This is a genomic window from Nonomuraea sp. NPDC054003 (assembly GCF_055585125.1).
The window spans coordinates 62,467-83,755 of sequence record NZ_JBVJKR010000006.1; the positions used below are offsets into that span (position 1 = coordinate 62,467).

At 72.5% G+C, this 21,289-nt stretch carries 19 protein-coding genes; 9 read left to right on the top strand and 10 right to left on the bottom strand.

Features of this window, described 5'->3' with window-relative positions; all coding sequences use genetic code 11:
- Positions 1-10 precede the first annotated feature (10 nt).
- The 8 genes from ACZ6YG_RS16795 to ACZ6YG_RS16830 form a co-directional block, all read right to left on the bottom strand.
- Complete coding sequence (locus tag ACZ6YG_RS16795; RefSeq protein WP_466018517.1) at positions 11-772, bottom strand: ABC transporter permease; 762 nt, start codon at positions 770-772, stop codon at positions 11-13.
- Positions 769-1,665 carry an ABC transporter ATP-binding protein gene (locus tag ACZ6YG_RS16800; protein WP_466018518.1) on the bottom strand — a complete coding sequence of 299 codons (897 nt, stop codon included), beginning with the start codon at positions 1,663-1,665 and terminating at the stop codon, positions 769-771. Before ACZ6YG_RS16800 ends, ACZ6YG_RS16795 begins: the two co-directional genes overlap by 4 nt.
- 94 nt (positions 1,666-1,759) lie before the next feature.
- The gene (locus tag ACZ6YG_RS16805) at positions 1,760-2,260 is read right to left on the bottom strand and encodes an HIT family protein (RefSeq protein ID WP_148029450.1); all 501 of its coding nucleotides are present in this window, start codon (positions 2,258-2,260) and stop codon (positions 1,760-1,762) included.
- Positions 2,261-2,277: 17 nt separating this feature from the next.
- Entirely contained in the window at positions 2,278-2,532 is a 255-nt protein-coding gene (locus ACZ6YG_RS16810; protein ID WP_466018519.1) for a response regulator transcription factor, read from the bottom strand.
- 49 nt (positions 2,533-2,581) lie between these two features.
- Entirely contained in the window at positions 2,582-3,379 is a 798-nt protein-coding gene (locus ACZ6YG_RS16815) for an ABC transporter permease (protein WP_271276432.1), read from the bottom strand.
- Complete coding sequence (locus ACZ6YG_RS16820) at positions 3,376-4,296, bottom strand: ABC transporter ATP-binding protein (protein ID WP_466018520.1); 921 nt, start codon at positions 4,294-4,296, stop codon at positions 3,376-3,378. Before ACZ6YG_RS16820 ends, ACZ6YG_RS16815 begins: the two co-directional genes overlap by 4 nt.
- A gap of 91 nt (positions 4,297-4,387) precedes the next feature.
- Entirely contained in the window at positions 4,388-5,575 is a 1,188-nt protein-coding gene (locus ACZ6YG_RS16825; RefSeq protein WP_148029453.1) for an MFS transporter, read from the bottom strand.
- Positions 5,576-5,733: 158 nt separating this feature from the next.
- Positions 5,734-6,246 carry a TetR/AcrR family transcriptional regulator gene (locus ACZ6YG_RS16830; RefSeq protein ID WP_148029454.1) on the bottom strand — a complete coding sequence of 171 codons (513 nt, stop codon included), beginning with the start codon at positions 6,244-6,246 and terminating at the stop codon, positions 5,734-5,736.
- Between the two features lie 54 nt (positions 6,247-6,300).
- Between ACZ6YG_RS16830 and ACZ6YG_RS16835 the strand changes: the two genes are divergently transcribed.
- Positions 6,301-7,464, top strand: coding sequence for a cysteine desulfurase family protein (locus tag ACZ6YG_RS16835; RefSeq protein WP_271276429.1), 1,164 nt, complete (start codon positions 6,301-6,303; stop codon positions 7,462-7,464).
- Positions 7,465-7,491: 27 nt separating this feature from the next.
- On the opposite strand, the gene ACZ6YG_RS16840 is transcribed toward ACZ6YG_RS16835, so the two are convergent.
- Positions 7,492-8,541: a DUF695 domain-containing protein gene (locus ACZ6YG_RS16840; RefSeq protein ID WP_397198818.1), complete on the bottom strand. Its 1,050-nt coding sequence runs from the start codon at positions 8,539-8,541 to the stop codon at positions 7,492-7,494.
- A gap of 707 nt (positions 8,542-9,248) precedes the next feature.
- Here ACZ6YG_RS16840 and mnmA point away from each other — a divergent pair.
- Positions 9,249-10,307, top strand: coding sequence for a tRNA 2-thiouridine(34) synthase MnmA (gene mnmA, locus ACZ6YG_RS16845; RefSeq protein WP_187280965.1), 1,059 nt, complete (start codon positions 9,249-9,251; stop codon positions 10,305-10,307).
- Here the strand turns inward: mnmA and ACZ6YG_RS16850 are convergent.
- The gene (locus ACZ6YG_RS16850) at positions 10,304-10,933 is read right to left on the bottom strand and encodes an MBL fold metallo-hydrolase (protein ID WP_271276425.1); all 630 of its coding nucleotides are present in this window, start codon (positions 10,931-10,933) and stop codon (positions 10,304-10,306) included. The two genes, mnmA and ACZ6YG_RS16850, sit on opposite strands and share 4 nt — an antisense overlap.
- A 24-nt stretch (positions 10,934-10,957) precedes the next feature.
- Between ACZ6YG_RS16850 and ACZ6YG_RS16855 the strand changes: the two genes are divergently transcribed.
- From ACZ6YG_RS16855 to ACZ6YG_RS16885, 7 genes are all read left to right on the top strand, one after another.
- Entirely contained in the window at positions 10,958-11,947 is a 990-nt protein-coding gene (locus ACZ6YG_RS16855; protein ID WP_466018521.1) for a methionine synthase, read from the top strand.
- 70 nt (positions 11,948-12,017) lie between these two features.
- Entirely contained in the window at positions 12,018-14,180 is a 2,163-nt protein-coding gene (gene ligA, locus ACZ6YG_RS16860; protein ID WP_466018746.1) for an NAD-dependent DNA ligase LigA, read from the top strand.
- Positions 14,181-14,341: 161 nt separating this feature from the next.
- The gene (locus ACZ6YG_RS16865; protein ID WP_148029460.1) at positions 14,342-16,402 is read left to right on the top strand and encodes a putative bifunctional diguanylate cyclase/phosphodiesterase; all 2,061 of its coding nucleotides are present in this window, start codon (positions 14,342-14,344) and stop codon (positions 16,400-16,402) included.
- A 109-nt stretch (positions 16,403-16,511) separates the two neighbouring features.
- Positions 16,512-16,811, top strand: coding sequence for an Asp-tRNA(Asn)/Glu-tRNA(Gln) amidotransferase subunit GatC (gatC, locus tag ACZ6YG_RS16870; protein ID WP_049556801.1), 300 nt, complete (start codon positions 16,512-16,514; stop codon positions 16,809-16,811).
- A complete protein-coding gene (gatA, locus tag ACZ6YG_RS16875) occupies positions 16,808-18,301 on the top strand; it encodes an Asp-tRNA(Asn)/Glu-tRNA(Gln) amidotransferase subunit GatA (protein WP_148029461.1) in 1,494 nt (497 codons plus the stop codon). Before gatC ends, gatA begins: the two co-directional genes overlap by 4 nt.
- 38 nt (positions 18,302-18,339) lie before the next feature.
- Positions 18,340-19,845, top strand: a complete 1,506-nt coding sequence (gene gatB / locus ACZ6YG_RS16880; protein WP_466018522.1) for an Asp-tRNA(Asn)/Glu-tRNA(Gln) amidotransferase subunit GatB — start codon at positions 18,340-18,342, stop codon at positions 19,843-19,845.
- Between the two features lie 112 nt (positions 19,846-19,957).
- On the top strand, positions 19,958-21,277 hold the full coding sequence (locus ACZ6YG_RS16885) for an MFS transporter (RefSeq protein WP_466018523.1): 1,320 nt from the start codon (positions 19,958-19,960) through the stop codon (positions 21,275-21,277).
- Positions 21,278-21,289: the final 12 nt, after the last annotated feature.

Consider the following 21,289-nt stretch of genomic DNA (forward strand, 5'->3'; position numbering starts at 1 on the left):
CGAGCCGGGGTCACACATCACGCGTGCGGAACCGGGTGCGTGCCCAGACCATCATGACCGCCACGAAAGCGGCCAGCACCCCCATCCCCATCCAGATCGGGAGTGAGCCTTCCGAGGGCATGAGCGACCGGAAGGCGGCCGTGTTCGGCCACCAGGTGCTCAGCGTGAGGCCCAGGAAGTCGGGCATGATCGGGGCGAACATCGGCAGCAGCAGGAAGGCCGTGGCCGTGTTCACCGCCGCCGCCGTGCTCCTCAGCAGGATCCCGAGCGACAGCCCGAACAGCGCCACCAGCTCCAGCACCACCGGCCCGAAGAGCAACAGCCGCACCGCGTCGGGATCGTCCAGCCAGACCCGCGGCACGCCGTGCATGGCGAGCGTGACCTGTGAGACCAGGAACATCCCCCACACCGCCGCCGCGCCTGCCGTGAGCCCGGTCACGGCCACCAGCGCCGCCTTGGCCACCACCAGCCGGGTGCGCCGCCCGGCCGCCGCCACGGTGGCCCGGATCGTACCGGAGCCGTACTCGGTGCTGGCCACGAGCGCACCCAGCGCCGCGACCAGCAGCTGGACGATGAAGACGCCCCGGGAGCCTCCCTGCAGCGGATCGAACACGGCCTGGTCCGCCGCCGTGGCCCGCGCGTACTCGGCCGCCGACGCCTGCGCGAACAGCCACCCCAGCAGCACCGACACGGCGATGACGGCCCCGGCCAGCACCGGCATGACGGGGACGCTCCTGAACTTGGTCCACTCGGCCCGCACCAGCCCCCTCACAGCGCGGCCCCGAACTCGACGCTGTCCCTGGTCAGCTCCATGAACGTGTCCTCCAGTGAGGCGCGGCGGGGCGTCAGCTCGGCCAGCGCCACCCCTTCCGACGCGGCCAGCCGCCCGATGTCCGGGGCCGGCATGTCCGTCACCACCAGCTCGTCGCCGTGCGCCCGCACGTGCGCCCCCGCCAGCTCCAGCAGCCTGCCGAAGCCCGCCCCGTCGGCCACCCGGACCAGCACCTCGGCGCCGGCGCCGGTGAAGTCCTCGACGTCCCCTTCCGCGATCAGCCGGCCCCTGCCGATCACCACCAGCCGGTCGGCGGTCACCGCCATCTCGCTCATCAGGTGGCTGGAGACCAGCACCGTGCGGCCCTCGGCGGCCAGGCCGCGCAGCAGCGTGCGGATCCACAGCACGCCCTCCGGGTCCAGCCCGTTCACCGGCTCGTCCAGCACCAGCACCGGCGGGTCCCCGAGCAGCGCGGCGGCGATGCCGAGCCGCTGGCACATGCCGAGCGAGAACCCGCCGGCCGGGTAGCCCGCCGCGTCGGACAGGCCCACCAGGTCGAGCACCTCGCCGACCCTGCGGTCCGGGAGGCCGCTGCTCCTGGCCAGGTAGAGCAGGTGGTCGCGGGCGGTGCGGCGCGGGTGCACGGACTGCGCCTCCAGCAGCGACCCCACCTCGCGCAGCGGCGTCTCCAGGTCCCGGTAGCGCCGCCCGCCGACGGTCACCGTGCCGGACGTCGGCAGGTCGAGCCCGAGGATCATCCGCATGGTGGTGGTCTTGCCCGCGCCGTTGGGCCCCAGGAAACCTGTGACGAGGCCGGGCCGTACCTCGAACGTGAGCCCGTCCACGGCGAGCGTCCCGCCGTGGCGTTTGGTCAGTGCGTTGAGCCGGATCATGCCGCCAGCCTGGCCCGCCCGGTTGGAGACGTCCTGAGCGATCCTGTGAGACCTCTGTGAGCCCGCGACCCCGGCCTGGGGGACGCGGGCGGACTCAGAGGGAACTCACAGCTTCCCGGAGCCGCGCGGCCAGGTCCTCCGCCTGCTCCCGGCTCCACGGGATCAGCCCGTTCTCCGACATCAGCGCGTGGTACTGCTGCTGCCCGTACGGGGTGCCCGGCGGCAGCGGCACCACGTGCCAGTGCAGGTGGGAGTTGCCCTGCTGGCTGCCGAGCGAGAGCAGGTAGGTGCGCTCCGACGGCACCACCGACTCCACCGCCAGCGCCACCTTCCGCACCACGCCCGTCAGCGCCAGGTACGCCTCCTCGTCCAGGTCGCGGACCACATGCTCGACGTGCGCCTTCGGGCTGACCAGCACGTAGCCGGGCACCGTCGGGTAGGTGGACAGGAACGCCAGGTGGTGCTCGTCCTCGTAGAAGATCTGCTCGTGCTCGTAGGCCGGGTCGCCGGCGACGATGGCGCAGATGAAACAGGGGATGGACCGGACACGCGCCTCGTAGGCGGCCACGTCGAAGGGGACGTTCCTCTCAGTCATGATGACGATCATGACCGTCAGAGCCGGCCCATGTCACGGGCGCGGCGGACGGCGGTATGCCGGTCCGCCACGGCGAGCTTCGTCACCGCCGAGGACAGGTAGTTGCGCACGGTGCCTTCCGACAGGCTCAGCTGCCTGGCGAGCCTGGACACCGGCGCGCCCCCGGCGGCCGCGCGCAGCGTGTCCAGCTCGCGCGGGGTCAGCGGGCACTCCCGGATCGCCAGCGCGTCCGCGGCCAGCTCCGGGTCGATGTGCCGGCCGCCCTCGTGCACCTTCCTGATGATCTCGGCCAGGGTCGCCGCCGGGTTGTCCTTGCCCAGGTCACGCCCGGCGCGGGTCCCACCGGAAGAACTTCCGGGTGCACCACAGCCCGACGCCGATCCACAGCAGCCCGATCCCGAGGCCCGCGGCCGACACCTGGAAGCCCTCCAGGAAGCCGACCTCGGGCGCGCCCGCCCGGCCGAGGTCGCGGCCCAGGAAGGCGATGCGCATCATGTCCACGACCGGTGTCATCGGCAGCACCTCCGCCACCCGCTGCCCCCATTCGGGCAGCACCGACAGCGGGAACATCATGCCCGCCCCGAGCATGCTGGCGAACAGCACCGGCAGCGCCACCAGCTGCGCCACCTCGTAGTTGGGGATGAGCCCGGCCGTGCCGATCGCCAGCGCCGCGAACACCGCGGCGCCCAGCACGAACGCGACCAGCATGAGAGGCACGTTCCCCGGCACCGGCACGCCCACCACCCCGACCGCGTAGACCAGGATGACCGCCGCCTGCACCGCGCCGACCAGCGTGGCGTGCAGGATGTCGCCCGCGAAGATCGCGGTGGTGGACAGCGCGCTGCCGCGCAGCCGCTTGTACACGCGCTCCTCCCGGCGCACCACGATGCCGGTCGCGATCGTCATGTACGAGAACGGGAACACCACCGCGATGGCCCCGATCGCGGCGAGCGCGGCGGCCGGCACCCCGTTCACCTCGCCGGAGGCCGTCGGGCCGCTGGTGTAGACGAAGGCGATGAACAGCGGCAGCAGCAGGATGGTGAACGCCAGGCCGCGCTGCCGCAGCAGGACCGTCTGGTTGAGCCGGGCCTGCGCCCAGACCGTCGAGAGCCAGTTCACGCCGCCACCCTTTCCGTCTCCGCGACTTCGAGGAAGATCTCCTCCAGCGACGGCCTGCGCACTTCGAGGCCGCCCAGTTCCCGTCCGCGCTCGTCCGCCCACACCAGCAGATCCCGCAGGTCACGCTGCGGCTCGTGGGTCTCGACCGTGAACGTCTCGCCGTCCTGCCTGACCGAGCGCCGCGCCAGGCCGGGCGAGTACGGCAGGTCGCCAGGGCGCGCGCCGGGCAGCCGGAAGCTGATCCTGGTGCCCCGCTCCCCGAGCACGCCCGCCAGCGTGCCCTCGGTGACGATCCGGCCGTCGTGCATGATGGCCAGCCGCTGCGCGAGCTGCTCGGCCTCGTCCAGGTAGTGGGTGGTGAGCAGTACGGTGGCGCCGTCGGCGACCATGCCGCGCACCAGCTCCCACACGTTCCGCCTGGCCTCCGGGTCCAGTCCGGTGGTGGGCTCGTCCAGGAAGAGCACCTCGGGCCTGCCCAGCACGGCCAGCGCCAGGTCGAGCCGGCGCTTCTCGCCGCCGGACAGCTGCCCGATCCGCACCGCCGCGCGGTGACCGAGCCCGACCCGGTCGAGCACCTCGCCCCGGCCGAGCGCGTGCGGCGTCCAGCGCCGCCAGGCGTCCACGGTCTCCGCCACCGTCAGGTCCTTGTAGAAGCCGGCCTCCTGGAGCACGATGCCCATCCGGGGCCGGATGCGGGCCCGCTCCTTGACCGGGTCGTGCCCGAGCACCCGCACGTCGCCGCCGGTCGGTGCGACGTACCCCTCCAGCACGTCCAGGGTGGTCGTCTTGCCCGCCCCGTTGGTGCCGAGCAGCGCGTACAGCTCGCCCCGGCCGACCCGGAAGCCGATCCCCTTGACCGCCTCGAAGTCGCCATATTTCTGGTGCAGGTCCCGCACCTCGATCGCTGTCGTGTCCACGGGACCACTGTGCCGGGGCGGGGCGCCGTCCCGGCAGTGCGCTGTCTCAGCTCTTTCCCGGGAAAACCGCAGGGTCCGGGCGTGACATTTGTCAGGCGGCCACCGGCTGCCGCTCGGGGGCGGGCAGCGGCGTGACCGCCGCGGGCTCCTCGCGCGGCAGCAGGCGCGCCGCCACGGCGATCAGCAGGCCCAGCACGACGGCCAGCCCGAGCGCGGTACGGAGCGAGGTCACGTCCGACAGGAACCCGATCGCCACCGGCCCGAGCAGCAGGCCCGCGTATCCCATGGCGCCCGCCTGGGCGATCGCCGGGCCGGGGGTGCTGGTGGCGGTGCCGGCCAGCGACAGCGTCATCGGCGAGATGGTCGCCACACCGAGGCCCACGAAGAACACCGCGACCAGCGCGACCACCGGCGCGGGCGCCGCCAGCACCATGCCGAAGAAGGCGGCCGTGGCCAGCCCGGCGGCCGTCAGCATGCCCCGTACCCCGAACCGCGAGCGCAGCCGGTCACCCGTCAGCCTGCCGAGCAGCATGCCCGCCTCGAAGATCGGGTAGCCGAGCGCGGCCAGCGCCTCGGGCGCCTTCATGGTGTCGCGCATGTAGAGGCCGTTCCAGTCGGCGACCACGCCCTCGACCATGAACGCGAAGAAGGCCAGCGCGCCCAGCAGGTACACGACCGGCGGCATGCGGCGGCGCGGCCCCGCGGCGGTCGCGGGCGCGGGGACGTCAGGCAGGTACGTCCGGCCGAGCACCAGGAGCACCGGCAGGGACAGCAGGCTGACCAGCACCAGGTTGGCGGTGAACGACAGGCCCAGGACGATCGACAGGCTGCCGGTGACGCCGGCGGTCATGGCGCCCACGCACCAGCCGGCGTGCATGCCGTTCATCAGCGGCCGCCCGTAGGCGCGCTCCACGGTGGAGCCCTGGGCGTTCATCGCGATGTCGAACAGGCCGAACGTCATGCCGAACACCGTGGACGCGACGAGCAGCGCCGGAAGGCTCGGCATGAGCGCCACCGCGATCAGGGCGAGCGCGGTCAGCGGGCCGCCGACCCGCAGCACGGTGCGGCTGCCGGCGCGGGCCATCACCCGGCGCATCGACTGCATGGTCACCAGCGCGCCCAGGCCCCAGGCGAGCAGGACGGTGCCGACCTCCGCCTCGGACAGGCCGAGCTTGTCGGTCAGCGCGGGGATGCGCACGGTCATGGTGCCGACCATCAGGCCGGCGAGGGCGAAGGTGAGGACGGCGCCGTAGCGGGCGATCCTCAGGTCACGGTTCATCAGGGCATGCCTCACAGAAACATCACTTCGGGCAGAAATCAGGCCCGGCCGTGGCCGAGCCTTGAAGGAAGGGGGAGTGGCGCACGCGAACGCCGGCGGCGCGTCGCGTCAGAAGGGCGCGCGCAGCGGTGTCCGACCGTACGAGAGAGCCGGAAACCTCAGGAAGGAGGTTTGAGCAGAGCTCTCATCCGGGCGTCGAGCGCGCCCAGAGCCTCGTCGCCGTTGAGCTCCGGGTCATGGCTCGCCAGATCCCAGAGCCCTTCGCAGGCCAGCCGCACGATCTGCGACGCCACCGGGTCGGGCTCGTCGTCCAGGCCCTCGCGATGCCAGCGGGCCATGGCCTCGCGCAGCGGCGCGAGCAGGTAGGTGTTGCCCGACGCGCCGGTGACCACGGCCCAGCGGCGCAGCTTGCCCTCGCGGACGGCGACGAGCGTGGCGCCGAGGTAGCGCTCGGTGTAGGTGGCGTCCGGCTGGGCGGCCACCAGGTCGTCGAACTCCTCGATCAGACGCTCCACCATGGCCTTGATCAGGGCATCCTTGGTGGCGAAGTGGTAGAGGAGACCGCCCTTGCTGACGCCGGCCCGGTCGGCCACGGCGGAGAGCGTGAGCGCGGTCGAGCCGAGGTCGCTGAGCAGCTCTTCTGCCGCGTCCAGTAGCTCGTCCCGTCTCATGCGCTCTACTGTACCGTCCGGACGGTACAGGGGCAAACGAGATACCCTGGCCGGGTGAACAGACCGTCGGCCTATCTCGATCACGCGGCGACCACGCCCATGCTCCCCGAGGCCATCGAGGCCATGACGGAGCAACTCGGCCGGGTCGGCAACGCCTCCTCGCTCCACGCCGCCGGGCGCGAGGCCCGCCGGGTGGTGGAGGAGTCGCGCGAGACGATCGCCGACGCGCTCGGCGCCCGGCCCAGCGAGGTCGTGTTCACCTCGGGCGGCACCGAGGCCGACAACCTCGCCATCAAGGGCATGTTCTGGGCGCGTCAGCCCAGGAAGCGCGTCCTGATCAGCTCGGTCGAACACCACGCCGCGCTCGACCCCGCCCACTGGCTGGCCGACAGCCAGGGCGCCGAGATCGAGCTGCTGGAGGTCGACGAGCTCGGCCGGGTCGGCCCCGACACGCTGCGCGCCGCCATCGAGCGCGACCCCGACGGCGTCGCCCTGGTCAGCGTCATGTGGGCCAACAACGAGGTCGGCACCATCCAGCCCGTCCACGTCCTGGCGGCCATCGCCGGCGACCACGGCATCCCGTTCCACACCGACGCCGTGCAGGCGATCGGCCAGCTTCCCGTGTCCTTCGCCGAGTCCGGCGCCGACGCGCTCACCCTGACCGGCCACAAGATCGGCGGCCCGATGGGCGTCGGCGCGCTGCTGCTGGCCCGCGGGGTGACCCCGGTCTCCGTGCAACACGGCGGCGGCCAGGAGCGCGACGTCCGCTCCGGCACCCTCGACGCGCCCGCCATCGCCGGGCTCGCCGCCGCGGTCCGCACCGCGGTCAAGGAGCAGGAGTCCCAGCGCCGCCACCTGACGGCGCTCCGCGACGACCTCATCGCCCGCGTCCGCCAGGCCGTGCCCGGCGTGGTGCTCAACGGCGACCCCACCGACCGGCTGCCGGGCAACGCCCACTTCTCCTTCCCCGGTTGCGAGGGCGACGCGCTGCTCATGCTGCTCGACGCCAGGGGAGTGGAGTGCTCGACCGGCTCGGCCTGCTCGGCGGGGGTGGCGCAGCCGTCCCACGTGCTGCTGGCGATGGGCGCCGACGCGGCCGCCGCCAGGGGTTCGCTCCGCTTCTCGCTGGGCCACACCTCGACCCAGGACGACGTCGACAGGCTCATCGAGGTGCTGCCGGCCGCGGTCGAGCGGGCCCGCCGCGCCGGCCTCGGCTGACAGACCCCGCCGCCCCGTACGGCCCGCTCAGGCGAGGAAGGCCGCCACCGCGCTCCAGGCCGGGTCGGGGGTCACGTCCACCCGCGCCCTGCCCTCCTTCCAGGTGGACGCCAGCTCCTTGAGCGCGGCCGCGGCGGCGCTCTCGCGCGTGGCGTACACGTGCATGACGCGGCGGCGCTCGGCGCTCAGGTGGGCGGCCAGCACCACGTCGTCGCCGAGCGCGCGCAGCCGCTCGCCGAGCCGCTCCTCGAACGCGCCCAGCGCCGCCAGCGACCTGCCCTGGGGCAGTCCGCCCGCGTCCTTGTCGCGGTACGGCAGCGTGACGGCGATGTGGTGGTCGAGCAGCGGGTAGTCGACGGGCCGCAGCGGATAGCGGGCCGAGGCGACCAGCGGCGCGCCGCTCGCCGTCCGGCCCTCCAGCGTGGCCCACTGCTCGGTGTCGTAGTCGGCGGCCACGTCGGCCACCACCACGGGCAGGTGGACGGCGGGCACGGCGTCGATCGGCGGTGCGGCGGCGGGGACGATCTCGCCCACCCACCGGGCCACGTCGTCCTCGCCGAGCAGCCGGTCGAGAGCCAGCAGCGTGGCGTCCATCCGGGCGTCCTCGCCGAGCTCGCCGAAGATCGGGTGGTGCGCGGTCACGTCCACCCGCAGCGCCCCGCGCGGCACCCGCAGCCCCAGCACCAGCTTGTCCAGCCCGAACTCGATCCCGCCCGCGTCGAGCGTCAGCTCACCGGGCAGGGCGCTCGCCTGGCGCGACGGGTGGAACTCCCACAGCATGTCGGCGGGCGGCGCCGCCCGCGCCCAGCGGTGCGCCAGCGAGCGCAGCTCGGCGTCGCCCGCGGCCGTCACGACCAGCGCGTGCGCCGCGTTCCTGCCCGGCGCCAGCTCCCACACCAGGTCGGGGTGGACCGCCGCCACCGCGGGGCCGAGCAGCTCCGCCGGCTTCCCGCTCTCTCCCGCCGCCACCGCCGCGTCGAGCTCCGGCCTGGCGCTCGCCCACCACTGCCAGAACCCCGCCACGCGCTCACCCGGGTCGGCACCCTCGTCTTCGCTCTTGCGCCCGAACAGTCGCATGGCAGAATCCTCGCAGACTCGCCCCCCAGGTCGCGCACTCCGAGCGCGCTTCGACCTGGCCGGATCACGATCGGGAACAGCCCCGCCACGGCCGCGTATCCCAGGCCCCCGCGCAGTCCGAAGACGACCAGGGCGTTCCCGATCGCCACGCTCACGATCAGCAGGGCGGCGATCCCGCCGGCCAGCATCAGGAGCAGGCTCGTGGCCAGGAAGGCGACGGTGGCCGCCTTGCGCAGGGGCGGGACATCCTGCCGCCACGGCATGAGCAGCCAGAGGACACCGCTCATGGGCAGAGCGGCGGCGCTGACGAAAAGGAACACCTTCGGTAACAGCCAGCCGGCCGGGTCCGAACGCCCCAGTTCCTGGAAGCCGGTGACGAAGACCAGGGCGCTGATGATGGCGGATCCCCAGAAGAAGGCGCTGAACACCCAAGGAGGGTGGTCGTGGGTGAATCCCACCCAGCTTCCCACCTCTCTGATCGATCGGGAACCCCGCATAACCGCGAGCATAACCAGCCGGTTCTCGCAGCACAGCGTGGCCGTGGTCATGCCTCGCCGGGCCGCCGCGCATGACTTGGGTCATGGCTCGACCAGGCCGACCGGCCCGCGTCCGCCGTCCTTTCCGGGAGCGCCTCCCCGTCAGCGGAGGTCAGCCGACCGTTCGGTGACGCCACACCACATCCGCGCGGCCAGTACGCTGGAACGGTCATGGGATTGCGTGTGCTTGCCGCCATGTCGGGCGGCGTCGACTCCGCCGTGGCCGCCGCCCGGATCGCCGAGGCCGGTCACGACGTCACCGGTGTCCATCTCGCCCTGTCCGCCAACCCCCAATCCCACCGCACCGGGGCCAGGGGCTGCTGCACGATCGAGGACTCGCGTGACGCCAGGCGGGCGGCCGACGTGATCGGCATCCCGTTCTACATCTGGGACATGGCCGAGCGGTTCCAGCGTGACGTGGTCGACGACTTCGTGGCCGAATACGCGGCCGGCCGCACGCCCAACCCGTGCCTGCGGTGCAACGAGAAGATCAAGTTCGCCGCGGTGCTCGACCGGGCGCTGGCGCTCGGCTTCGACGCGGTCGCGACCGGCCACCACGCCAGGCTCGTCGACGGCGTGCTGTCCAGGAGCGCCGACCCGGCCAAGGACCAGTCGTACGTGCTCGGGGTCCTCACCCGCGAGCAGCTCGGCCACGCCGTCTTCCCGCTGGGCGACTCCACCAAGGCCGAGGTGCGCGCGGAGGCGGCCCGGCGCGGGCTGACCGTCGCCGACAAGCCCGACAGCCACGACATCTGCTTCATCGCCGACGGCGACACCCGCGGCTTCCTGGCCGAGCGGCTCGGCGCGGACGAGGGGCCGATCGTCGACGAGTCGGGCGCGGTCGTCGGCAGCCACCAGGGCGCCCACGGGTTCACCGTGGGCCAGCGCAAGGGCCTGCGCATCGACCGGCCCGCGCCCGACGGCAGGCCGCGCTACGTGCTGTCGATCGAGCCGGTGTCCAACACCGTCACGGTCGGGCCGCGCTCGGCGCTGGAGGTCACCCGCATCTCCTGCGTGCGCCCGGTGTGGAACGGCCCGCACGTCCGCGACGACCTCACCGTGCAGCTGCGCGCGCACGGCGAGGTGTACGGGTGCGCGTTCGAGGAGCGCGACGGCGGCCTGGAGATCGAGCTCGACAGGCCGGCCACCGGCGTCGCGGCCGGCCAGGCGGCGGTGCTCTACTCGGGGCCGACGGTGATCGGGTCGGCCACGATCACGTCGGCGGCCTAGAGCTCGATCGACCCGCCGACGGGCAGCCGGCGCATGTCGGCCTTCTGCGCCTCCGACTCCATCCGCAGCCAGTTGTCGACCAGCCCGAGCCCGATGTCGTTGAGCAGCCCGTCGTGGGTGGAGAGCGCCCGCGCGGGCCGGATCGTGCGCAGATACTCGACCATCTCCACGAGCTTCAGCCACGGCGCGTTGGTCGGCACCAGCAGCGTCTCCACCTCGGCGTCGGGCACGGTGAGCGCGTCGCCCGGGTAGAACAGCGCGCCGTCGACCATGAAGCCGACGTTCTGCACGATCGGCAGGTCGGGATGGTTCTTCAGATGCCACTCGCCGAACACGTCCACCCGGAACCCGGCCGCCTGGAAGTCGTCGCCGTGACGTACCACGCCGACCTTCAGCGGCAGCTCGTCGAGCTCGGCGGCGACGGCCTCGCACGTCCACACCTCCAGATCGGGGGAGGCGGCGGCCAGCCGGTCGACGTCCAGGTGGTCGGGGTGCTGGTGGGTGATGAGCACCGCGTCGGCGCCGTCGAGCACCGGGTCCCGGGTGAAGGTGCCGGGGTCGATGACCAGGACCTTGCCGTCCTTCTCCAGGCGTACGCAGGCGTGCCCGTACTTCGTGAGCTTCATCTGACACACCCTACGCTTGTGCCCATGCTGACGTGGGAAGCCACCGGGGTCGGGTCGCATCCCGGCGATGATCATCTTGAGGCGCTGCGGGTCGTGTTCGGGGAGGTGCCGGGGCTGCCCTACCTGCCGGAGCTGCCGGCGCGCGGGGTCGGCGCCGACATGGTGGGGCGGACGGCGGGGCTGCTCGTCGACCTGCCCGTGGAGGTGCAGCCGTCCGGGTGGCGGCTGGCGGGGCGGCCGGGGCGCGACCACCAGCGGGCCGTCGACCATCTGCGGCGCGACCTCGACGGGCTGGAGGAGGTCGGCGACGGCTACGTGGGGCCGCTGAAGCTGCAGGTCTGCGGGCCGTGGACGCTGGCGGGCGCGATCGAGCTGCGTCACGGCGACAAGGTTCTGTCCGACCCGGGCGCGGTGCGCGACCTGGCCGCCTCGCTCGCGCAGGGCGTCGCCGACCACTGCGCCGAGGTGCGCCGGCGGATGCCCGGCGTCACCGACCTCGTGCTCCAGCTGGACGAGCCCGGCCTGCCCGGCGTGCTGAACGGCACGGTGCCGACCGCGTCCGGGTTCGGGCGGCTGCCCGCCGCCGAGGAGTGGCGGGTGGAGGAGTCGCTGCGCGCCTTCCCCGACGTGGTGGTCCACTGCTGCGCCCCTTCCGTGCCGTACGCGCTGCTGCGCCGGGCGGGGGTGCGGGCGGTGTCCGCGGACGCGTCGCTGATCAGGCGCAGGGACGAGGAGTCGATCGGCGAGCTGGTCGAGGCCGGCGTCGGGCTGTTCCTCGGCGTGGTGCCCGCGACCGACACGCGGCTGCCCCGTTACTCGGCGGTGGCCCGGCCCGCGCTGGAGCTGTGGCGGCGGCTCGGGTTCGCGCCGGAGGAGCTGGCCGGGAAGATCGTGCTCACGCCCGCCTGCGGGCTCGCCGGCGCCTCGCCCGGCTACGCCAGGTCGGCGCTGGCCGCCTGCCGGAAGGCCGCCCAGGTGATCAAGGACGACCCCGCGCGCGACCTCCAGGAGTGACGGTGCCGCGCGATACCGTTCGGCCAGGGGTGTTCGTACGGAAGGAGACGCCGTGAGCGAGCAGGGGGACATGCCGGCGGCGGCGCGGCAGCGGCATGCCGAGCTGAGCGAGCTGGTCGAGGAGGCGCGTTACCGCTACTACGTCGAAGACGCGCCGACCGTCAGCGACGCGCAGTTCGACACCTGGTTCAGCGAGCTGCTGGAGCTGGAGAAGGCCCATCCGGAGCTGCAGACGCCCGACTCGCCCACCCAGAAGGTCGGCGCGCCGGTCTCGGGCGAGTTCACCAAGGTCCACCACCTGGCCCGCATGGAGAGCCTCGACAACGTCTTCGACGCCGACGGCATGACCGCCTGGCTGACCAGGGCCGAGCGGCTGGCCGAAGGCGATCCCGGCCCCTACCTCTGCGAGCTGAAGATCGACGGGCTGGCCATCGCGCTGGTCTACCGCGACGGCAGGCTGGAGCGCGGCGCCACCCGCGGCGACGGGCGGGTGGGCGACGACGTGACCGCCAACGTGCGCACGATCAGGGACATCCCGCACCGGCTCACCGGCGACGACGTCCCCAGCCTGGTCGAGGTGCGCGGCGAGGTCTACATCCCGGTCGACGAGTTCAAGCTGCTCAACGAGCAGCTCGTGGAGGAGGGCAAGCCGCCGTTCGCCAACCCGCGCAACTCCGCCGCCGGCACGCTCAGGCAGAAGGACCCGCGCGTCACCGCCAAGCGGCCGCTGCGCATGCTCGTCCACGGCGTGGGCGTCTGGGAGGGCGCGGCGGAGCCGCGGTCGCAGTCGCAGGTCTACGAGCGGCTGCGCGGGTTCGGGCTGCCGGTGAGCGACCTCTACCGGGTCGTGGACGGGCTCGACGAGGTCAACGCCTACATCGAGCACTACCGCGAGCATCGTCACGATCCCGCTTACGAGATCGACGGCGTGGTCGTGAAGGTCGACCGGTTCCGCATCCAGCGCGAGCTGGGCTCCACCTCGCGGGCGCCGCGCTGGGCCATCGCCTACAAGTACCCGCCCCAGGAGGTCAACACCAAGCTGCTCGACATCCAGGTCGGCGTCGGGCGCACCGGCCGGGTGACGCCCTTCGGCGTGATGGAGCCGGTGGTGGTGTCCGGCTCGACCGTCAACCGGGCGACGCTCCACAACGCCGCCGTCGTCGAGAAGAAGGGCGTGCTCATCGGCGACACGGTGATCCTGCGCAAGGCCGGCGACGTCATCCCCGAGATCATCGGCCCGGTCACCGCGCTGCGCGACGGCTCCGAGCGGGCCTTCGCCATGCCCACCCACTGCCCGGAGTGCGGCACCGAGCTGGCCTACGAGCAGGAGGGCGACGCCGACCTGCGCTGCCCCAACGCGCGAGGCTGTCCCGCGCAGATCCGCGAGCGCCTCTACTTCGCCGCCCACCGCAACGCGCTCGACATCCGGGGCCTGGGTTACGTCGCCGCGACCGCGCTCAGCCAGCCGGTGCCGCCGCAGGAGCCGGTGGTCCGCACCGAGGCCGACCTGTTCGACCTCACGCTGGACCGGCTGGTGCCGATCAGGTCGGTGGTCCGCGACCAGGAGTCCGGCCTGCCGAAGATCGACCCGAAGACCGGCGAGGAGAAGGTCGTCTCGCTGTTCTCCAACGCCGACGGCAGGCCCAGCCAGGCCGCCCACCAGCTCATCGCCGAGCTCGACCGGGTCAAGCGGGAGGCGCCGCTCTGGCGGGTGCTGGTCGCGCTGTCGATCCGCCACGTCGGCCCGCCGACCGCGCAGAAGCTGGCCGCCGAGCTGCGCTCCGTCGACGCCGTCATGAACGCCACCGAGGAGGAGCTCGCCGCGGTCGAGGACATCGGCCCGCGGATGGCGGTCACCATCAAGGAGTGGTTCCAGGTCGACTGGCACCGCGAGATCGTCGAGCGGTGGCGGCGCGCGGGCGTCCGCATGGAGGAGGAGGCCCCGGCCGTCTCCGAGCTGCCGCAGACGCTGGCGGGGCTCACGTTCGTGGTCACCGGCACGCTGGCCGGCCACACCCGCGACGAGGCGGGCGCGGAGCTGACCGCCAGGGGCGGCAAGGTGACCGGATCGGTGTCGAAGAAGACGTCGTTCCTGATCGCCGGCGAGAACGCCGGGTCCAAGTACGACAAGGCCGTCAGCCTCAAGATCCCCATTCTGACCGACGAGGGTTTCGCGACCCTGCTCGAACACGGGCCCGACGCCGCCGCGGAGCTGGCGGTCACGCCCGAATAGTGACGCTCGGGAAGTTTCTGCGAATACAGGGCGTTGACCAGGTAACTACGGAGGGTGGGTGCAGGCCGGGGAGGAGATGTGACGGAACGTACGCACTTGGCTGCGAGAAGTGGGTTATGGTCGTACCCTCCCATAGTGAACTAATGGGGGTTTCGTTAACGATGACTGACCCAACCGACACCCGCGACACCGGGCCGCGCGCCGGCACGCCCCTGTGGGCGTTCCTCGCGGGCGTCACCGTGATCGGCTTCACCGCGCTCCTCGTGGCCGTGCTGAGACTGGACCCGGGCCCCTTGACGGAGCTCGTCCGCACGCCGCTGTTCTGGGTGCTCGCGGTGCTGGTCGTCCTGGGCGAGCTGCGGCCGGTCATGGTGTCCTCCGCCACCGCGGTGGGCGGCACGTACCCCTCCGCCATGTTCACCTTCGCGGTCCTGCTCTACCTCGGCCTGCCCGTGGCCGTGCTCCTGCAGGCCGTGGCCGTCATCGTCAACGGCATCGCCACCCGCAAGGCCTGGCACCGGGTGATGTTCAACATCGCCCAGTCGACGCTCGCGCTCACCGCCGCCGCCGTCGTGATCGGCGCGTTCGGCCACGCGCCGAACCCGGCCGTGCCGTGGGTGCCGACCGGCGACGCGCTGCCGGCCATCGCGCTGGCCGGGGTCGCCTACTTCGCCACCCGCGCCACCCTCGTGTGCGGCGCCGTGGCGCTGCACGAACGCCGCTCCATCCTGCGGGTGCTGCGCGCCTCGATCGGGCCGCAGGCCCTGGTGTACGCCGGGCTGCTCGGGCTGGCCCCGCTGGTCGTCGTCGTGATGAACCACTCACCCGGGCTGGTGCCGCTGTTCGTGGCCCCGCTCGCGGCCGTCTACTTCACCGCCACGCTCTCCATGCGCCGCGACCACCAGGCGCTGCACGACGAGCTGACCGGGCTGCCCAACCGCAAGATGCTCATCGTCAGCACCGAGGAGGCGCTGGCCGAGGCCCGCCATGACGAGCGGGTCGGCCTGTTCCTCATCGACCTCGACCGGTTCAAGGAGGTCAACGACACGATGGGCCACCCGGTCGGCGACCGGCTGCTGCAACTCGTCGCCCACCGGCTCACCCACTCCGTGCGGCCCGGCGACGTGGTGGCCCGGCTCGGCGGCGACGAGTTCGCCGTGCTGCTGCCGTCCATCAGGGACGCCCACGCCGCCCGCGAGGTGGCCGCCCGGCTGCGGGCCGCGCTCACCGAGCCGGTGCGGCTCGAAGGCATGTCGTTCGACCTCGACGGCTCCGTCGGCATCGCCCTCTATCCCGACCACGCGCCCGACTTCGAGCTGCTGCTCCAGCGCGCCGACGTGGCGATGTACCTGGCCAAGGAGGGCCGCACCGGCGTCGAGATCTACCAGCCGGACAAGGACCGCAACTCGCCCGAACGCCTCAACCTGCTGGGCGACCTGCGCCGCGCGCTCGACGGCCGTGAGCTGCGCCTGCACTACCAGCCGAAGGTCGCCCTGGCCGGCGGCGCCGTCGACGGGGTGGAGGCGTTGCTGCGCTGGCACCACCCGGTCCACGGCGCCATCGGGCCGTCGGACTTCATCCCGCTGGCCGAGCAGTCCTACCTGATGCGCCAGCTCACCGCCTACGTCGTCGACGAGGCGCTGGAGCAGGCCGCCCGCTGGTGGCAGACCGGCCTGCGGGTGCAGATCTCGGTCAACATCTCCGCCCGCGACCTGCTCGGCCCCGCCCTGCCCGAGCAGCTCGAAGCCGGCCTGGCCAGGCACCGGCTGCCGCCGGCCGCGATCCAGCTGGAGGTCACCGAGCGCATCCTGACCGGCGAGCAGGTCTACACCCAGGAGACCATCAAGGCGCTGGCCGCGCTCGGCGTGCCGCTCGCGCTCGACGACTTCGGCACCGGCTACTCGTCGCTCATCCGGCTGCAGCGGCTGGCGATCTCCGAAGTGAAGATCGACTCCTCCTTCGTGCGCCGCATGGCCGACTCCGCCGACGACGACCGCATCGTCCGCTCCATCGTCGACCTGGTCCGCTCGTTCGGCCTGCGCTCCGTTGCGGAGGGCGTCGAGTCCGAGACGGTCGCGCTCCGCCTCGCCGAGATCGGCTGCGACCTGGGCCAGGGGTGGTTGTTCTGCGAGCCGATGCCGGCCGCCGACGCCACCGCCTGGCTCCGCGAGCGTCAGGAGCGCGAGTACGAGTACGGCGAGGAGTTCCCCCAGACCGTCTGAGGCGTCACGCCACTGGTGTTACCAGGTGGTTAAGGGTTCTGAGGCGATCCGTCAAGGCCCCTAGGATGTGAGTGTCCAAACTCCATCCACGAAACGGGTTCAACGACTCATGTCCGCCATAACCCGCGACGAGGTCGCGCATCTGGCCCGGTTGTCCAGGCTGGCGCTCACCGACGACGAGCTCGACCACTACGCCACGCAGCTCGATGCCATCATCGAGTCGGTCGCGAAGGTGGCCGAGGTCGCCGCCGAGGACGTGCCGCCATCGTCGCACGCTCTGCCTCTGACCAACGTCTTCCGTCCCGATGAGGTGCGACAGTCCCTGACGCCCGAGCAGGCCCTGTCGGGCGCTCCCGCCGTCGAGGACGACCGCTTCCGGGTGCCGCGCATCCTCGGGGAGGAGGCATGAGCCTGATCCGCAAGACCGCCGCCGAGCTCGGCGCGATGATCGCCGCCGGTGAGGTGTCCGCGGTCGAGGTGGCCGAGGCCCACCTCGATCGGATGGCCGAGGTGGAGCCCCAGGTCAAGGCGTTCCTGCACGTCGACCGCGAGACCACGCTGGGACAGGCGCGGGCCGTGGACGCCCGGCTGCGGGCGGGCGAGAAGCTCGGGCCGCTGGCCGGGGTGCCCATCGCGCACAAGGACATCTTCACCACCCACGACATGCCGACCACGGCCGCGTCCAAGATCCTCGAAGGCTGGCGTCCGCCCTACGACGCGACCGTCACCCGGCGGCTGCGCGAGGCCGGGCTGGTCATCCTGGGCAAGACCAACCTGGACGAGTTCGCGATGGGCTCCTCCACGGAGAACTCGGCCTACCACGCCACCCACAACCCGTGGGACCTGACCCGGGTGCCCGGCGGCTCGTCGGGCGGCTCCAGCGCCGCCGTGGCCGCCTACGAGGCCCCGCTGGCGACCGGCACCGACACCGGCGGCTCGATCCGCCAGCCCGCCTCCGTCACCGGCATCGTCGGCATGAAGCCCACCTACGGCGGCTCGTCCCGTTACGGGCTGATCGCCTTCGCCAGCTCGCTCGACACGCCGGGCCCGTTCGCCCGCAACGTGCTCGACGCCGCGCTGCTGCAGGAGGTGTTCTCCGGCCACGACCCGATGGACTCGACCTCCATCGACGCCCCGGTGCCGTCCGTCGTCGAGGCCGCGCGCCACGGCGACGTCTCCGGCATGCGCATCGGCGTCGTCAAGGAGTTCGCCGCGGGCGAGGGCGCCCAGGCCGGCGTGCTGGCCCGCTTCAACGAGACCGTGCAGCTCCTGGAGTCGCTCGGCGCCAAGGTCGTCGAGGTGTCCTGCCCGGCGTTCGCGAGCGCCCTGCCGGCCTACTACCTGATCGCGCCGTCGGAGTGCTCCTCCAACCTGGCCCGTTTCGACGCCATGCGTTACGGCCTGCGCGTGGGCGACGACGGCGACCGCAGCGCCGAGGAGGTCATGGCGCTGACCAGGGCCGCCGGCTTCGGTCCCGAGGTCAAGCGGCGCATCATGCTGGGCACGTACGCCCTGTCGAGCGGCTACTACGACGCCTACTACGGCCAGGCGCAGAAGGTCCGCACGGTCATCTCGCGCGAGTTCGAGGCCGCCTTCCACCAGGTCGACGTGCTCGTCTCGCCGACGACGCCGACGACGGCGTTCCCGATCGGCGAGCGCGCCGACGACCCGATGGCGATGTACCTCGCCGACCTCTACACGATCCCGTCCAACCTGACGGGCAACGCGGCCATCTCGGTGCCGTGCGGCCTGGCCGACGAGGACGGCCTGCCGGTGGGCCTGCAGATCATGGCCCCGGTCCTGGGCGACGACCGCTGCTACCGGGTCGGCGCCGCCGTGGAGCAGGCCCTCGAAAGCCGCTGGGGCGGCAGCCTGCTGGCCAAGGCCCCGGCGCTCTAGGAGCTGGTTCGCATGCGATCTGAACGAAGGACCTCATCATGACTGTCGAGACGGCCATGCCGTACGACGAGGCGCTCGCTCGCTTCGAGCCCGTGCTCGGGCTGGAGACGCACGTCGAGCTGGGCACCGCGTCGAAGATGTTCTGCGGCTGCAAGACCACCTTCGGCGCGCCGCCCAACACGCAGGTGTGCCCGACCTGCCTGGCGCTGCCGGGGGCGCTGCCCGTGGCCAACGCCATGGCGATCGAGTCCACGATCAGGATCGGCCTGGCGCTCAACTGCTCGATCGCCGAGTGGTGCCGCATGGCTCGGAAGAACTACTTCTATCCGGACATGCCGAAGAACTACCAGATCTCCCAGTACGACGAGCCGCTCTGCTTCGACGGCTACCTCGACGTGGAGGTCGACGGCGAGACCGTGCGGATCGAGATCGAGCGGGTCCACCTGGAGGAGGACACCGGCAAGTCGACCCACGTGGGCGGAGCCACCGGCCGCATCCACGGCGCCGACTACTCGATCGTCGACTACAACCGGGCCGGCATCCCGCTGGTCGAGATCGTCACCAAGCCGATCCCCGGCACCGACCGGCTCGCGCCCGAGGTGGCCAAGGCCTACGTCACCGAGCTGCGCGAGATCATGCGCTCGCTGGGCGTCTCCGACGTGCGCATGGAGGAGGGCTCGCTGCGCTGCGACGTGAACGTCTCGCTCATGCCGCGCGACGCGTCCGAGTGGGGCACCCGTACCGAGACCAAGAACGTCAACTCGCTGCGCAGCGTCGAGCGCGCGGTGCGCGGCGAGATCGAGCGGCAGGCCGCGATCCTCGCCGACGGCGGCCGGATCGTGCAGGAGACCCGTCACTTCCACGAGGACACCGGCACCACCACGTCCGGCCGGTCCAAGGAGGAGGCGCAGGACTACCGCTACTTCCCCGAGCCCGACCTGGTGCCGATCGCGCCGGACCCGGCGTGGGTGGCGGAGCTCAAGGCGGGGCTGCCCGAGCTGCCGACGGTCAAGCGCAAGCGGCTGCAGGCCGAGTGGGGGCTGTCCGACCTCGACATGCGGGCCATGCACAACGCCGACGCCATCGACCTGGTGGAGGCCACGGTCGCCGCGGGCGCGCCCGCGGCCGACGCCCGCAAGTGGTGGATGGGCGAGCTGGCCCGCCGCGCCAACGAGACCGGCGTGGCGCTGGCCGACCTGCCGATCACGCCCGCGCAGGTGGCCAAGGTGACCGAGCTGGTCGCCTCAGGCGCGCTCAACGACAAGCTGGCCCGCGAGGTGCTGGAGGGCGTGCTCGGCGGCGAGGGCGCCCCCGACGAGGTGGTCGAGAAGCGCGGCCTGAAGATCGTCAACGACGAGGGCGAGCTGTCGGCGATGATCGACGAGGTCCTGGCGGGCAACGCCGACGCCGCCGAGAAGGTGCGCTCCGGCAAGATCGCGGCCGTCGGCGCGCTGGTCGGCGGCGTGATGAAGGCCAGCCGGGGCAAGGCCGACGCGGCCCGCGCCCGTCAGCTCATCCTGGAGAAGCTGGGCGTCTCCGAGTAGGTCCTAGGTCCCGCCCTCCACGCGTGGGGGCGGGACCTAGGACGATCCGCGTACCCCGGCCTACGGCCGTGGCTGGAGGTTTTCCGCGAGGAGCGGATCTACCGTCTCCGGTATGAAGACATCTGCTCTGACCGCGGGCCTCGTGGCGATGGTGTCACTGGTGGCCTTCGAATATGTGGCGGTCGCGGTGGCGATGCCGGTGGTGGCGCGTGAGCTCGGCGGGTTCGAGCTCTACGGGCTGGCCTTCAGCAGCGCGCTGGCGGCCGGGGTGGTGGGCACGGTGCTCGGCGGCCGGTGGGCGGACGTGCGCGGGCCGCTCCCGCCGCTCTGGACCGGCGCGGCCGCGTTTATCGGCGGGCTGACGCTGGCGGGGCTGGCGCCGGCCATGGAGGTGCTGATCGCCGGGCGGCTGATCCAGGGGTTCGGCGGGGCGCTGGTGAACGTGGCGCTGTACGTGGTGGTGGCCCGGGTTTATCCCGAGGAGCTGCATCCCCGGGTGTTCTCGCTGTTCGCGACCGCGTGGGTGGTGCCGTCGATGGTGGGGCCGGCGATCGTCGGCGTGATCGTGGAGACGCTGGGCTGGCGGTGGGTGTTCCTGCTGGTGCCGTTCCTGACCGTGGCGGCCGGGCTGGTGCTGGCGCGCGGGCTGGTCGGCCAGCCGGTGCGCGGCGGCCAGGGCGCCCCGGCGCCGGGGCTCATGGGCAAGATCGCGTGGGCGGCGGTGACGGCCGTGGCGGCGGCCCTCATGCAGTACGGGAGCGACGGGCGGTTCGCGCTGCTGGCGATCGGGCTGGTGATCCTGGCCGTGGCGCTGCCCAGGCTGCTGCCCCCCGGGACGCTCAGGGCCGCCAGAGGGCTGCCGGCGGTGGTGGGGCTGCGCGGCCTGGCCACCGGGGCGTTCTTCGCGGCCGAGGTGATGGTGCCGCTCATGTTGCAGGAGGAGCGCGGCATGTCGCCGTTCACCGCCGGGATCGCGCTCACCGGTGGCGCGCTGACCTGGTCGCTCGCCTCCTGGCTGCAGGGGCGCGAGGTGTTCAGCCGGAGCACGAACCTGCGGCTGGGCTCGGTGGCGCTGTCGGCGGGCATCGTGGCGATGGGGGCCGTGACGTTCCCCGGGGTGCCGCTGGAGCTGGCCTACCCGGCCTGGATCGCGGCCGGGTTCGGGATGGGGCTGATCTACCCGACGCTGTCGGTGCTCACGCTGGAGCTGTCGGCCCCCGGCGAGGCCGGCGAGAACAGCGGGGCGCTGCACCTGGGCGAGTCGGTGTTCTCGGTGGTGGCGGTCGCCGTCACCTCCGCGCTGTTCATCGCGGCCGGCGGGGCCTACTGGACGGTGTTCACCGCGACCCTGGTCATAGCGGCGGCCGGGCTGCTGATCGTGCCCCGCGCCGTGCGGGCCGGAACCCCCGTCCCCGCGGCCGCGGCGGTCTGAGACGGACGCGGC

Coding starts and splice junctions, on each gene's coding strand:
- ACZ6YG_RS16800 (WP_466018518.1), bottom strand. CDS start 1,665: ATGATCCGGCTCAACGCACTGACCAAACGCCACGGCGGGACGCTCGCC.
- ACZ6YG_RS16805 (WP_148029450.1), bottom strand. CDS start 2,260: ATGACTGAGAGGAACGTCCCCTTCGACGTGGCCGCCTACGAGGCGCGT.
- ACZ6YG_RS16825 (WP_148029453.1), bottom strand. CDS start 5,575: ATGAACCGTGACCTGAGGATCGCCCGCTACGGCGCCGTCCTCACCTTC.
- ACZ6YG_RS16830 (WP_148029454.1), bottom strand. CDS start 6,246: ATGAGACGGGACGAGCTACTGGACGCGGCAGAAGAGCTGCTCAGCGAC.
- ACZ6YG_RS16840 (WP_397198818.1), bottom strand. CDS start 8,541: ATGCGACTGTTCGGGCGCAAGAGCGAAGACGAGGGTGCCGACCCGGGT.
- mnmA (WP_187280965.1), top strand. CDS start 9,249: ATGGGATTGCGTGTGCTTGCCGCCATGTCGGGCGGCGTCGACTCCGCC.
- ACZ6YG_RS16850 (WP_271276425.1), bottom strand. CDS start 10,933: ATGAAGCTCACGAAGTACGGGCACGCCTGCGTACGCCTGGAGAAGGAC.
- ACZ6YG_RS16855 (WP_466018521.1), top strand. CDS start 10,958: ATGCTGACGTGGGAAGCCACCGGGGTCGGGTCGCATCCCGGCGATGAT.
- ligA (WP_466018746.1), top strand. CDS start 12,018: ATGCCGGCGGCGGCGCGGCAGCGGCATGCCGAGCTGAGCGAGCTGGTC.
- ACZ6YG_RS16865 (WP_148029460.1), top strand. CDS start 14,342: ATGACTGACCCAACCGACACCCGCGACACCGGGCCGCGCGCCGGCACG.
- gatC (WP_049556801.1), top strand. CDS start 16,512: ATGTCCGCCATAACCCGCGACGAGGTCGCGCATCTGGCCCGGTTGTCC.
- gatA (WP_148029461.1), top strand. CDS start 16,808: ATGAGCCTGATCCGCAAGACCGCCGCCGAGCTCGGCGCGATGATCGCC.
- gatB (WP_466018522.1), top strand. CDS start 18,340: ATGACTGTCGAGACGGCCATGCCGTACGACGAGGCGCTCGCTCGCTTC.
- ACZ6YG_RS16885 (WP_466018523.1), top strand. CDS start 19,958: ATGAAGACATCTGCTCTGACCGCGGGCCTCGTGGCGATGGTGTCACTG.